The organism is Mesorhizobium sp. ORS 3428 (assembly GCF_001854785.1).
In the GTDB taxonomy this organism is placed as follows: domain Bacteria; phylum Pseudomonadota; class Alphaproteobacteria; order Rhizobiales; family Rhizobiaceae; genus Mesorhizobium.
On record NZ_MDFL01000138.1, the window covers coordinates 15,416 to 28,544 of the forward strand.

Genomic DNA, 13,129 nt, shown 5'->3' on the forward strand with positions numbered 1-13,129 from the left:
AAAAGGTCTGCGTCTACCCTAACGCGTCGAGGGCGCGCCGTTGCCTGTGCATTTCGAGGAAGATGCGGTAGTCGCGGTCGAAGCGAGCGCTAGCGGCGGGGTTCGAGGCACGCGTCCTGCCGCCCTGCTGCATGGCGACACAGGCCGCGTTTAGGTCGGGGTAAAGCCCGGCGGCCGTCGCCGCCACCATGCCGGTGCCGAGCAGCACCGCCTCGTCGGCCAACGGCTCGATGACCGTGCAGCCGGTGGCGTCGGCATAGAGCTCCATCAAAAGCGGGTTCTTGGTGTGGCCGCCGGTGACGTGCAGCGTGTCGATCAGGTAGCCGTTCTCGTTCAGCGCCTCCAGCACATGGCGCACGCCAAGCGCGATGCCGACGGCTGTGCGCCAATAGAGCTTGCACAGGCTGTCGAATGAGGAATCGAGCGTCAGCCCGCTGACGACACCGACCGCGTGCGGATCGGCGAGCGGCGAGCGGTTGCCGTGGAAATCCGGCAGGACATGCAGCCTTGCCGCCAGCGCATCGCCCTCCGCGGCCCGCAGTTCGGCGACGCGCCGGGCGATCCTGGCATGCATCGCCGCGTCCGGCTCGCCGCCCGCCCCGTGCCAGCGGATGATGTGGTCGAGCAAGGCGCCGGTTGCCGACTGGCCGCCTTCCGACAGCCAGAGCTTCGGCAGCGCCGCGCCGTAATAGGGGCCCCAGACGCCGGCAAAGGGCTGCGGATCCTGCGACATCGCCATGACGCAGGACGAGGTACCGGCAATCAGCGCCAGGTGCCGGCTGATGTTGGTCTCGTCGCCGGCAAAGCCGCCGAGGACGCCGAGCGCGCCGGCATAGGCGTCGATGACGCCGGCGCCGACGCGGCATTTTTCGGTCAATCCCAGATCGGCAGCCGCATCCGCCGTCAGCGGGCCGATATCGGTGCCGACAGGGCTTGCCTTATCCGGGAGATTGCCGTGCTCGAAGAGGTCGCCGAGGCCGACGAGATTGAAGAAATCGCGTCGCCAGCCCGTTTCCTCATGYGCGAGATAGGTCCACTTGGCCGTCAGCGTGCATTGCGAGCGGGCGAGCGAGCCGGTTGCCTTCCAGGTCAGGAAGTCGGCGAGATCGAACAGATAGCCGGCTTCGTTCCATGTCTTGGGCAGGTTGCGCTTCAGCCAYATCAGCTTCGGCGCTTCCATTTCGGGCGACATCACGCCGCCGATGTAGTCGAGCACGGCATGGCCGCTTCTCGTGCATTCGTCGGCCTCCGCAATCGCGCGGTGATCTAGCCAGACGATCGTGTCCCAGCGCGTCTCGCCGGTGACCGAGACGCTCAACTGATCGCCCTGCCTGTCGCGCACCACCAGCGAGCAGGTGGCGTCGAAGGAAATGCCGACGATATCCGATGCGGCGACGCCGGCTTTCTCGCGCGCGGCGCGCACGGCGGCACAGACAGCCGACCAGATATCCTGCGAATCATGCTCGGCGTGATCGGGCTTGGGCTGATGCATGGCGATCGGCCGCTCGGCACGCCCCAGCAGATTGCCTTTAGAGTCGAGAATGCCCGCGCGAGCGCTCCCGGTGCCGACATCGACCGCGCAAACGAAACTCGTCGTCAWGATGCTCTTACTCTCGCTCCCAGGCCTGCAATCAGATCGGGCAATTGCAGCATGTCAGCGAATATAAAGTCCGGTTCGGTCGACGCAAGCCGCGCCTTCAGGGTGGGGTTGTTCGCATGCGAGCCGCCGGTGAAGGCAAAGACGCGCATGCCCGCGGCCCGCGCCGCGCCGATGCCGGCCGGGCTGTCCTCGATGACCAGGCATTTGCGCGGATCGGCGTGCATGCTAGCCGCGGCRTGAAGGAACAGGTCCGGCGCAGGCTTGCCGCGCTTMACCATGGCGGCGCTGAAGAGATGCGGCTCCAGCAAGCCCAGCAAGCCGGTGACCTCGAGCGCGTAGCGGATGCGCTCCAGCGTGCCGGATGAGGCGACGCAAAAGGGCAGGCCAAGCCTGGCCAGGACCTCCTTGACGCCGGGGATCGGCTTCAGTTCCTCGCGGAACTTGCGCATCAGCTCGACGCGCATGGTCGTGAGATGCTCATCGCTGATCTCGAGCCCGAAATCGCGGCCGAGGATCTCGCGCACGCTCTTCATGCTCTTGCCGAGGAAATGCTCGTAGGCGGCATCCTCACTGACCGTGCCGCCGGCGAGCTCGATCATGCCGAGCAGCGCCGAGACCGARAGCGCCTCGCTGTCGACCAGGACGCCGTCACAGTCGAAGATGACCAGTTCGGGCGTCATTCCGGCTGGGTTCCAGTGGCTTCAGAGCTTGCCGGCGAGATACCGCGTCAAGGTTTCGCGCGCCCCGTTTGCCCAAAGCTCGTTGAGCGCATGAGCGAAGGCTTCCGCGAAGGCGGGCGAGCGGCCGACATCGCCATAGATGTCCTCCATGGCGAGYCAGGCGCGGGGCAGGTCTTTCGCCGCCTTGGCGGTCGCCTGCATCCGGTCCCAGTTCGGATCGTTCGGCTCGATGACGGCGCCRCTGTCGGTGGTRCCGAAGCAGTAGCGRCACCAGAGCGCCGATTCCAGCGCGAGACCGGCGATGCCCTTGCCGGCCTTCAGCCGGTCGGCRATGGTCGGGATGATGAATTTCGGCTGCCGGTTGGAGCCGTCTAGGCAGAGCCTGCGAATGGTGTCGCCGATCTTGGGATTGGCGAAGCGACGCTCGATGAGCTGATAGTAGTCCTCCAGCACCGTGTCGGGCACCGGCGGCACGGTCGGGATGATCTCCTCGCGCTCCAGCTTGGCGAGGAAGYCGCACACCAGCGGCTCCTGCATCGCCTCATGGACGAAATGGATGTCCATCAGCCCGGCGGGATAGGCGATGGTTGCATGTCCGCCGTTGAGGATGYRGATCTTCATCAGTTCGTAAGGCGAGACATCCTTGACGAACTGCACGCCGGCCTTTTCCAGCGGCGGGCGACCGGCGGGGAAATGATCCTCCAGTACCCATTGCTTGAACGGTTCGCAGAAGACCGGCCAGTTGTCCTCCAGCCCGAAATCGTTTGCCAAGATGCCGCGCTCGCGATCCGTGGTGGCCGGCGTGATGCGGTCGACCATGCCGTTCGGGAAGGCGACATTGTCCCTCACCCAGTTCGCCAGATCCTCGTCGATGAGGCGTGCAAGGCCAATGACGCCGTCGGAGGTGACGTGGCCGTTGTGGGGGATGTTGTCGCAGGACATCACTGTGAATGGCACGATGYCGTCGGCACGGCGGCGCACCAGTCCGGCCAGGATGATGCCGAAGACGGTCTTCGGCACAGCGCCAGGCTGGGCGTCGGCGACGATGTCGGGATGCGCCGGGTTGAACTTGCCGGAGGCCGGATCGATGAAATAGCCGCCTTCGGTGATGGTCAGCGAGACGATCTTGATCGCAGGCTCAGCGAGCTGCTCGATGATCGCGGCCGCATCGCCGGGCATGAGGAAATCGACCATGGCGCCGGTGACGCGTGCACTCATATGGCCCTGGTCCTGCTCGACCACGGTCGTCAGCCAGTCCTGCTCCTCGAGCCTGGCGCGGCCGGTCTTTTCGCCCTCGAACACGCCGGCGCCGATCAGCGCCCAGTCGTGGCCGAGGCCTGAATTGAACAGGTCGTCGAGATAGACGGCCTGGTGCGAGCGGTGGAAGTTGCCGACGCCGAAATGCACGATGCCGGCTTTCAGAGAGGAGCGATCGTATTTCGGGCCGGAAACCTTCGAAGGAAGCTTTGCGAGGTTCGAGGAAGAGAGTTTCACGGTCATCTTACTTACCCTTTGGCCGATATGCAGCCCAACAATTCCGCCTCCTTCGGGAGAGCGGTGAGGGGCGGCACCGGCTGATCCGTGCCGCCCCTCACCTGCCCCTCGGCGCATCCGCCCCGGAGGAAGGGAGGCGCGCCTTCCCCTCAACTCATCCCCACATCAACTCATCCATTGGCCGCCATCGACATTGTAGGTCTGGGCAACAATGTATTCCGCCTCGTCGCTGGCGAGGAAAACCGCCATGCCGGTCAGATCTTCCGCCCGGCCCATGCGGCCGTAAGGCACGCCTTCGCCGACCAGCCGTTTCTTCTCGCCCTTCGGCCGGTTCTCATATTTGGCGAACAGCGAATCGACATGATCCCAATGCTCGCCGTCGACGACGCCCGGCGCGATGGCGTTGACGTTGATGCGGTGCTTGATCAGGTCGAGCCCCGCCGACTGGGTGAGCGAAATCACGGCGGCCTTGGTGGCGCAGTAGACGGCGACCAGCGGCTCGCCGCGGCGCCCGGCCTGGCTCGCCATGTTGATGATCCTGCCGCCCTTGCCGGCGGCGATCATCGAGCGCGCCRCCGCTTGCAGCATGAACAGCGTGCCGGCGACATTGACGGAGAACAGCCTGTCGTAGCTCGCCCGGCTGATCTCGACGATGGGCGCGAGGTCGAAAAGCGCGGCATTGTTGATCAGGATGTCGAGACCGCCGGCCTTCGCCTCGACCGCCTTGACCGCGGCCTMGATCGAGGACTGGTCGGTGACGTCGAGCCGGATCGCGTAAGCAGCGGGACCGATCGCCTTCGCCGTCGCTTCGGCCGCTTCAAGGTTGATATCGGCGATCACCACCGTTGCGCCTTCGCGCACATAGGCTTCGGCGAAGGCCCTGCCGATGCCGCGCGCCGATCCAGTGATCAGCGCCGATTTGCCTTCGAGCCTCACTGTGCCAGCGCCTTGCCGTCGGCTCCGAAGCGATGGAGCTTGGACTTGTCGGGCGTCAGATAGACGGTGTCGCCATGCTTGACGGCGACCTCGCCGTCGGCGCGCACATTGATTGTGCCGATGCCATCGGTCTGGACATGCAGGAATGTGTCCGAGCCGAGATGCTCGGCAACGCCGACCGTTGCCTTCCAGTCGCCGGCGGTGGTCGAGATGTTGATATGCTCGGGCCGGATGCCGATGGTCTTGGCGCCATACTTGTCCGCCGGCGCGCCTTCGATGAGGTTCATCTTGGGCGAGCCGATGAAGCCGGCGACGAAGAGGTTGCGCGGCGTGCGGTAGAGCTCCATCGGCGAGCCGACCTGCTCGATGTTGCCGGCGTTGAGCACGACGATCTTGTCGGCCATGGTCATGGCCTCGACCTGATCGTGGGTGACGTAGATCATCGTCGTCTTCAGCTGATGATGCAGCTCGCTGATCTCTAGCCGCATGGTGCCGCGAAGCGCTGCGTCCAGATTTGACAGCGGCTCGTCGAACAGGAAGGCCGCAGGCTGGCGCACGATGGCGCGGCCGATGGCGACGCGCTGGCGCTGGCCGCCGGAGAGCTGGCCCGGACGACGCTCCAGATAGTTGGTGAGGTTCAAGACGCGCGCGGCGTCCTTCACCTTCTTGTCGATGGTCGCCTGGTCCTCGCCGGCCATCTTCAGCGGGAAGGCGATGTTCTTGGCGACCGTCATGTGCGGATAGAGCGCGTAGGACTGGAAGACCATGGCCAGCTTGCGCTTGGCCGGCGCCTCGCGGGTGACGTCGCGGYCGTCGATGGTGATGGTGCCGCCGCTGACGTCCTCAAGCCCGGCGATCAGGCGCAGCAGCGTGGACTTGCCGCAACCCGAGGGACCGACGAACACGACGAACTCGCCGTCCTCGATATTGAGGTCGATTTTCGGAATGATCGTCGTCGAGCCGAAGGCCTTGGAGACGTTCTTGAGCGTGATATTTCCCATGGTTTCCTCCCCGGGGATTTCGTCCGCCGCTTGGYGCTCTTACTTCACGGCGCCAAATGTCAGGCCGCGCACCAACTGCTTCTGGCTGAACCAGCCCATGATCAGGATCGGCGCGATCGCCAGCGTCGAGGCCGCCGAAAGCTTGGCCCAGAACAGGCCCTGCGGGCTCGAGAAGGAGCTGATGAAGGCGGTCAGTGGCGCGGCATCGGTGGTGGTCAGCCGGATCGTCCAGAACGCCTCGTTCCAGGCCAGGATGATGTTCAGAAGCATGGTCGAGGCGATGCCCGGGATCGCCATCGGCGTCAGCACATAGATGATCTCGTTCAACAGCGAGGCGCCGTCCATRCGCGCCGCTTCGAGGATCTCGCCCGGGATCTCGCGGAAATAGGTGTAGAGCATCCAGATCACGATCGGCAGGTTGATCAGCATCAGCATCACGGTAAGGCCGATGCGGCTGTCGAGCAGGCCGGTATCGCGGAAGATCAGGTAGATCGGGAACAGCACCGCGACGGCCGRCATCATCTTGGTGGAGAGCATCCACATCAGGATGTCCTTGGTCCGCTTGGTCGGCGAGAAGGYCATCGACCATGCCGCCGGAATGGCGATGATCAGGGCAACGATGGTCGAGCCGACCGAAAGCACCACGGAATTGAGGWAGAACTTGAAATAGCCCCGCTGCGCCTCGACCTCGGTATAGCTCTCGATTGTGCCTGACGGCAGCAGGCTGAAGCCCTGGATCRCCTCCTGTTCCGACTTGAACGAGGTGATGATCGTGTAAAGGATCGGGAAGAAAATCAGCAAGGCGACGATCCAGGCCGCGGTGGTGGCGATCGTCTTGTGCTGGGTGGTGACTGCGCGTGCCATCTTATCCTCCCCTATTTGTCCAGATTCTTGCCGACGGCGCGCATGACGAAGAAGGCGACGATATTGGCGAGAATGACGGCGATCACTCCACCAGCGGATGCCTGGCCGATTTTGAATTCCAGCAGGGCCTTCTGGTAGACGAGGAAGGGCAGGTTGGTGGAGGCGTAGCCCGGGCCGCCATTGGTGGTGACCAGGATCTCGGCATAGATCGAGAGCAGGAAGATCGTCTGGATCAGGATGACGACCGTGATAGCGCGCGACATATGCGGCAGCGTCAGGTACCAGAAGCGGCTGAGGAAGCCGGCACCGTCCATCTCGRCCGCCTCCTTCTGCTCGGTGTCAAGCGATTGCAGTGACGTAAGCAGGATCAGYGTGGCGAAAGGCAGCCACTGCCAGGYGACAATGAGGATGACCGCCGTCAGCGGGTGCTGCCCGAACCAGTCGATGGGGTCGGCGCCGAAGAAGCGGGCAATGTCGGCGAAGACGCCGTATTGCGGATGCATGATCATGTTCTTCCAGACAAGTGCTGCGACCGGCGGCATGACGAAGAACGGCGAGATGACAAGGATGCGCACGACGCCCTGGCCCCAGATCGGCTGGTCGAGCAGCAGCGCGAGAAGGATGCCGCCGATCACGGTGAYGACCAGCACGCTGACGACGATGRTGAGCGTGTTCAGGATCGACTGCAGGAAGGCGGGATTGGAGTAGAAGAGCTTGTAGTTGGCGAACCAGACGAAGCCGTCGCGGATCGGATTGAGCGGGTTGTACTGGAGGAACGAGAACCAGAGCGTGAAGACCAGCGGCACGATCATCCAGACAAACAGCAGGATCACCGATGGCGCCATCATGAGACGGGCAAGCGAACGGGTTTGCTGAGTAGCCATGACGGTCACCCTCCAAAGGTCAGCCGGATGCTAGAGTCGTGCCACAATTTTCCTATTTGTGAAGATGGCCGCCCGAACTGGGTTTCGGGCGGCCAGTGCCGGTCATGGTGCGCTACCGGCGTTCGGCACCGGGAGGAGCCTTACTTCATGTAGCCGCCTTCGGTCATCGCGGCGGTCGCCGCATCCTGGGCCTGCTTCAGCGCGTCGTCGACGCTCGACTGACCGGCAAGTGCGGCCGAGAAGAGCTGGCCGACGGTGGTGCCGAGGCCCTGGAATTCGGGGATGGCGACGAACTGCACGCCGACATAGGGCACCGGCTTGACGGTCGGATGCGTCGGGTCGGCGGCGTTGATGGAGTCCAGCGTCATCTTGGCGAAAGGCGCGGCCTTCTGGTACTCGGGATTGTTGTAGAGCGAGGTGCGCGTTCCGGGCGGAACGTTGGCCCAGCCTTCCTTCGATGCCACCAGTTCGAGATAGTGCTTCGACGTCGCCCAGGAGACGAACTTCTCGGCGGCTTCCGCCTTCTGCGTGCCGGCGGGAATGGCCAGCGACCAGGCCCACAGCCAGTTGCCGCGCTTGCCGAGGCCGGTGTCGGGCGCCAGCGCATAGCCGACCTTGTCGGCGACCTTCGAGGCCTTCGGGTCGGAGACGAAGGAGGCGGCGACGGTGGCGTCGATCCACATGCCGCACTTGCCCTGYTGGAAGAGCGCGAGGTTTTCGTTGAAGCCGTTGGACGAGGCGCCCTCGGGACCGTCGGCCTTCATCAGGTCGACATAGAATTGCAGCGTCTTCTTCCATTCAGGCTGGTCGAACTGCGGCTTCCAGTTCTCGTCGAACCAGCGGGCGCCGAAGGAGTTCGACATGGCGGTCAGGAAGGCCATGTTCTCGCCCCAGCCGGCCTTGCCACGCAGGCACACGCCGTTCACGCCATTGGCGCGGTCGGTTATCTTGTCGGCGGCCTGCTTGATGAAGTCCCAGGTCGGCGCGTCGGGCATCTTGAGGCCGGCCTTCTCCATCAGGTCCTTGCGGTACATGACGAARGAGCTCTCGCCGTAGAAGGGCGCGGCATAGAGCTTGCCGTCCACCGAGAGGCCGCCGGCGATGGCCGGGATGATGTCCTTGGTGTCGTAGTCGTCGCCGAGCTTGTCGAGCGGCAAGAGCCAGCTCTGCTTGGCCCAGATCGGAACCTCATAGGTGCCGATGGTCATGACGTCGTACTGGCCGCCCTTGGTGGCGATGTCGGTGGTGACGCGCTCGCGCAGCACGTTCTCTTCAAGGGTGACCCAGTTGAGCTGAATGTCGGGGTTAGCCTTCGTGAAGTCGTCCGTCAGCTTCTGCATGCGGACCATGTCGCCATTGTTGACGGTGGCGATGGTGATGGATTCGGCATGCGCGGCGAAAGCAAGGGCGCTGGCCRACAACAGGCCCAGGGTGAGCGTGCGAAGTTTCATCAATTCCTCCCATAAACCAAAGATGAGCATTTGCCTTGGCTGTGGGCAATTACTCACTAAGTGTGAATTATGTCAAGCCGGAATCGATGCTGCAGCGCAGCACAAATCGGCCGCCCTGCCCGACCAAGGCAGCGCGCGGAAGCCCACTTCCGTGGTTGGTTGCTGGGTCTCAGCTACTGGCGGGCGATCTCGGCGAGGATCCAGTCGCGGAAGGCGCGGATCTTCGGCACGTTGCGCCGGGCCGTGGGATAGACGAGCCAAAAGGCGTGGCCGTCATCACCGACCAGGTCGAAGGGCTGAATCAGCCGGCCATCGGCCAGCTCGGCCTTGAAAAGGGCCCTGGTCAGGATCGCCACGCCATGGCCGGCGATAGCGGCATTTGCCTCATAGGCCTGAGCGCCCATGCTGCTGCCGGGACGCTTGGCAAGGTCGTGCGAATGCACGCCGGCGGCCTCGAACCACTGTGCCCACCAGATGTCGCCAGGATCGAGGATCGGTAGCCGCAAAAGGTCCGCCGGCTCTTTGACACCGCCAATGCTGGCCGCAAGCTTCGGGCTCAGCATCGGCGTGAAATCGGCATCGAGCAGTTTGTGCGCTTCCAGACCTGGCCATTTGCCGCCCCCGGACCGGATGGCGAGATCGACATCCTCGCGCGCGAAATCGGCAAGGCGGCTCGACGTATCGAGCCGCACGGCCAGCGCGGGATGCGCGAGCTGGAACGAGCCCAGATGCTGTGCGAGCCAGTTCGAGGCAAAGGTCAGCACCGTGGTAATGCACAACAAACCGTCCGCGCCRCCACGCGCAGCGGCATAGGCTTGACCAAGAATGGCGAAGGCCTCGCTGACGGCGGGCGCCAGGCGCTGACCGGGCTCGGTCAATTCGATCTGCCTCGGCCGGCGCAGGAACAGCGGCGCGCCGATGCGCTCCTCGAGCAGCTTGATCTGATAGCTCACCGCGGCCTGGGTCATGCCGAGCTCCTCGGCGGCCCTGGTGAAGGAGAGGTGCCTGGCCACAGCCTCGAACACCCGGATCGCCTGCAGCGGCGGGAGCTGCATATTCTGTCGGGAGCTCAGATCGGGCATAAGCCCTCCTTATGGGTCATGATCGACGTTTGATTGGAAGCATGCGGGAGCCGGACCGATATTTTGGGTCGACGATCAATCCGGTTCAAGCACGGCGAAAGCTGAAGATCATGAACACGATGCAGGAAAAAAGCGTTTCAAACCCGGTACGCGGATGGATTTCGCTGCTGACGCGGGAATTTTCACGGTTCGCCAGCCGCCGACGCGGCTATGTCGATGTGCGGGAACTGTCGGAGCATCTGCAGCGGGACATGGGTTTCCTCGACGGCAACGATCCGCACGGGCGCTACAAATAGCCGGCTCTCTTTTTATCGGCACCAGTGGCGCACCGGCCATTTCGAGCCTACAGCACTGGTCATGCGCCGCGGAGCAGGGCTGCGGCGGTCCGCTCGTCGGTGATGAGTCCGTTGACCAGTCGCCGGTTCACGGCGGCAAGGATACCCGGTAGCTTGCGCTCGCCCATGGCCAGCGCGATGACCAGCGACTTCTCGCGCGACGGCAAGGCGGCCGACGACACGCGATCGTTGGTGATGCCCTCGATCATGCGGCCTTCGCGGTCGAACACCCAGCCGACGATCTCGGCGACGCCGCCCGCCTTCTGCAGCGCCTTCAGTTCACCTTCCGAAATGAAGCCGTCCTCGTAAAGCGGCGCCTTCGGGCCAAGGTCGCCGATACCGACGAAGGTGACGTCTGCCTCCGCGGCGAGCGCCAGCGTCGGCTGGATCATYGGCTGGCTGAGCAGCATGTCGCGCTCCTCCGGCGAGGAGGCGATGACCGGCAGCGGCATCGGGAAGGAGCGCGCCTTGACCCGGTCGGCCATGGTGAAGATGACGTTGTAGAAGGCGGCCGAGCCGTCCGGCGAGATGTTGCCGGTCAAGGACACCACCTTGTGCTGCGGGCACTCCATCGGCGGCAGTTGCTCGATCGCCGCCTTCAGCGTGCGCCCGGTGCCGATCGCCATGACGATGGGCTCGGCCGAGCGCAGCCGCCGCTCGATCTCGGCCGCTGCCGCCTCGGCGATGCCGATCGTGGTCGATGACGACGTCGGGTCGCTCGGCACCACTTCGACCAGATCGAGCGCGAAGCGCGACCTCAACCGGGCGGCAAGGTCGAGGCAATTGGCGATCGGATGATCGACGCGCACCTTGATCAGGCCTTCCGACATCGCCAGCGACACGAGCCGCTGCGCCGTCTGCCTGGAAATGCCGAGCTTGGCGGCGATCTGGTCCTGCGTGTTGCCGGCGACATAGTAGAGCCAGCCGGCGCGCGCGGCGTCGTCCAACCTCGTGCTGCCGGTCTCCTGTCGCGCGTTCACATCCTGCCTCCCCAGCCCCTGCCAGTAGCGGGCGCTATAGATTACAGCGAAAGCGGCTTTGCGCAATTGTCAATCGAAAGAGCAATTGCTTGCAGCGACAGCAGCCATGGACAGATCAATTCGCGCTCGACTAAACCATTTGCCGGCGGGACGGTTTATCTCGACAGGGAAACCCATTAAGTGGATCGGCAAAAGGAGCCTTGCATGACGCCGAAAGCGGTTTTCTGGGACATGGACGGCACGCTGGTCGACAGCGAGCCGCTGCACGAGGCAGCGCTGGTCGCCGCTCTGCACAGCGTCGGCATCGCGCCGCCGACCAACCTGCATGAGCGCGTGCTCGGCGTCGCGGCATGGCCGGTCTATGAAATGCTGCGCGACCAGTTCGGCCTCGACCTGCCCTTCGACGACTGGATCGTGCGCAAATACGATCACTATCTGCCGATGGCCGAGACGCTGAAGCCGCGCCCCGGCGCGATCGAGGTGTTCAAGCAGTTGCGGGCGCTAGGCGTCGAGCAGGCCGTGGTGTCCAACTCCGACCGCCTGATCGTCGATGCCAATCTCAGCGCGGTCGGCCTCACCTATCCCGGCATGCACACGGTGAGCCGCAACGACGTGCGCCAGGGCAAGCCGCATGCGGAGCCTTTCCTGCGCGCCGCCTACCTCGCCGGCGTCGATCCGGCGGATGCATTCGCCGTCGACGACAGCCTGACCGGCGCAATGGCCGGACTGGCGGCCGGAATGAAAACGATCTTCTGGCCGGAGGCGCCGATGGAGGGACCGCCCGGTGCGATCGTCATCAACAGCGCCGAGGAATTGCGGGCGCAGTTGGGGCTTTGAGCTTGACCAACCTCGGCGCCGCCCCTCATCCGCCCTTCGGGCACCTTCTCCCCGTATAGTGACGGGGAGAAGGGAGAAGCTCGACGTTAGCTCCTGTAGACCGGCTCTTCCTCGTCGAGGATCGCCTTTAGTTCGGAAAGATGGCGCTCGGCCTGGYCGGGATAGTCGTCCATCTCGCGCGCCGTCTTTTCCGCGATCTCGTCAGAGAGCGTGCGCAGCGGCCGCCCGGTCCACAGCGCCTTGATGTAGGTCTCGGCTGCGCGCTCGAAATAGAACATGCGGTTGAAGGTGTCGGCGACAGTGTCGCCGATGACCATCACGCCGTGATTGCCCATGATCATGACCTTGACCTTGGGGTCAGTCAAAAGCTTGCAGCAGCGCTCGCCCTCCTCCTCGAAGGCCAGCCCGCCATAGTTGGCATCGACCACATGGCGATTGAAGAACATGGCCGAGTTCTGGTCGATCGGCGGCAGGGTCGAGTCAGCCAGTGAGGCAAGCACCGTGGCGTGGATCGAATGCACATGCATGGCGCAGCGCGCATGCGGCACGTTGCGGTGGATGGCGCCGTGCAGGCCCCAGGCGGTCGGATCAGGCGCGTCGGGGCCGGACAGCGTGTCGGGATCGTTGGCGTCGATCAGAAGCAGGTCGCTCGCCTTGATGCGCGAGAAATGCACCTGGTTCGGGTTCATCAGGAACTTGGTGCCGTCCTCGTTGACGGACAGCGAAAAATGGTTGGCGACCGCCTCATGCATGTTGAGCCGCGCCGTCCAGCGAAAGGCGGCGGCGAGATCKACCCGCTCCTCATAGTAGGGCAGGTTGGTCAGCGTTTCCTTCTGCAGACGGGCAAGGCTCATCGAAAAATCCTCCAGTTTCCCGGAGAATGCCGCGCCGGGCGCCAACCAGCAACCGCAAACTGATGGGTCAGACGCAGCCAGCGTTTGGTGGAAACGCTGGCTGCTTTCATTTGTTTTACGCAATTCCGGAC

The 13,129-nt window shown here is 64.0% G+C and carries 13 protein-coding genes; 2 read left to right on the forward strand and 11 right to left on the reverse strand.

All coding sequences use genetic code 11. The annotated features are described in order from the left end of the window. Positions 1-13 precede the first annotated feature (13 nt). From ORS3428_RS23220 to gcvA, 9 genes are all read right to left on the reverse strand, one after another. Positions 14-1,600 carry an FGGY-family carbohydrate kinase gene (locus tag ORS3428_RS23220; protein ID WP_071100628.1) on the reverse strand — a complete coding sequence of 529 codons (1,587 nt, stop codon included), beginning with the start codon at positions 1,598-1,600 and terminating at the stop codon, positions 14-16. Next, entirely contained in the window at positions 1,597-2,280 is a 684-nt protein-coding gene (locus ORS3428_RS23225; RefSeq protein ID WP_071100629.1) for an HAD family hydrolase, read from the reverse strand. The genes ORS3428_RS23220 and ORS3428_RS23225 overlap by 4 nt, the downstream gene beginning before the upstream one ends. 21 nt (positions 2,281-2,301) lie before the next feature. Beyond that, positions 2,302-3,780, reverse strand: coding sequence for a mannitol dehydrogenase family protein (locus tag ORS3428_RS23230; RefSeq protein WP_071100630.1), 1,479 nt, complete (start codon positions 3,778-3,780; stop codon positions 2,302-2,304). Positions 3,781-3,939: 159 nt separating this feature from the next. Beyond that, complete coding sequence (locus tag ORS3428_RS23235) at positions 3,940-4,710, reverse strand: L-iditol 2-dehydrogenase (protein ID WP_071100631.1); 771 nt, start codon at positions 4,708-4,710, stop codon at positions 3,940-3,942. Beyond that, entirely contained in the window at positions 4,707-5,711 is a 1,005-nt protein-coding gene (locus ORS3428_RS23240; RefSeq protein ID WP_071100632.1) for an ABC transporter ATP-binding protein, read from the reverse strand. The genes ORS3428_RS23235 and ORS3428_RS23240 overlap by 4 nt, the downstream gene beginning before the upstream one ends. A 39-nt stretch (positions 5,712-5,750) precedes the next feature. Next, the gene (locus tag ORS3428_RS23245) at positions 5,751-6,575 is read right to left on the reverse strand and encodes a carbohydrate ABC transporter permease (RefSeq protein WP_071100633.1); all 825 of its coding nucleotides are present in this window, start codon (positions 6,573-6,575) and stop codon (positions 5,751-5,753) included. A gap of 11 nt (positions 6,576-6,586) precedes the next feature. Next, positions 6,587-7,459: a carbohydrate ABC transporter permease gene (locus ORS3428_RS23250; RefSeq protein WP_071100634.1), complete on the reverse strand. Its 873-nt coding sequence runs from the start codon at positions 7,457-7,459 to the stop codon at positions 6,587-6,589. A 140-nt stretch (positions 7,460-7,599) separates the two neighbouring features. Continuing rightward, positions 7,600-8,910, reverse strand: coding sequence for an ABC transporter substrate-binding protein (locus ORS3428_RS23255; protein ID WP_071100672.1), 1,311 nt, complete (start codon positions 8,908-8,910; stop codon positions 7,600-7,602). Positions 8,911-9,083: 173 nt separating this feature from the next. Further along, complete coding sequence (gcvA, locus tag ORS3428_RS23260; protein WP_071100635.1) at positions 9,084-9,992, reverse strand: transcriptional regulator GcvA; 909 nt, start codon at positions 9,990-9,992, stop codon at positions 9,084-9,086. Positions 9,993-10,102: 110 nt separating this feature from the next. On the opposite strand from gcvA, the gene ORS3428_RS23265 reads away from it, so the two are divergent. Next, complete coding sequence (locus ORS3428_RS23265) at positions 10,103-10,288, forward strand: hypothetical protein (RefSeq protein ID WP_071100673.1); 186 nt, start codon at positions 10,103-10,105, stop codon at positions 10,286-10,288. A 59-nt stretch (positions 10,289-10,347) separates the two neighbouring features. On the opposite strand, the gene ORS3428_RS23270 is transcribed toward ORS3428_RS23265, so the two are convergent. After that, the gene (locus tag ORS3428_RS23270; RefSeq protein ID WP_071100674.1) at positions 10,348-11,307 is read right to left on the reverse strand and encodes a sugar-binding transcriptional regulator; all 960 of its coding nucleotides are present in this window, start codon (positions 11,305-11,307) and stop codon (positions 10,348-10,350) included. A 204-nt stretch (positions 11,308-11,511) separates the two neighbouring features. Between ORS3428_RS23270 and ORS3428_RS23275 the strand changes: the two genes are divergently transcribed. After that, complete coding sequence (locus tag ORS3428_RS23275) at positions 11,512-12,144, forward strand: HAD family hydrolase (RefSeq protein ID WP_071100636.1); 633 nt, start codon at positions 11,512-11,514, stop codon at positions 12,142-12,144. An 86-nt stretch (positions 12,145-12,230) separates the two neighbouring features. Here ORS3428_RS23275 and ORS3428_RS23280 read toward each other — a convergent pair whose 3' ends face one another. Further along, positions 12,231-12,998, reverse strand: coding sequence for a class II aldolase and adducin N-terminal domain-containing protein (locus tag ORS3428_RS23280; protein WP_071100637.1), 768 nt, complete (start codon positions 12,996-12,998; stop codon positions 12,231-12,233). Positions 12,999-13,129 lie beyond the last annotated feature (131 nt).

Bases quoted from the DNA above. Each gene is read 5' to 3' on its own strand.
- ORS3428_RS23265 (WP_071100673.1), top strand. From the start codon at position 10,103: ATGAACACGATGCAGGAAAAAAGCGTTTCAAACCCGGTACGCGGATGG.
- ORS3428_RS23275 (WP_071100636.1), top strand. From the start codon at position 11,512: ATGACGCCGAAAGCGGTTTTCTGGGACATGGACGGCACGCTGGTCGAC.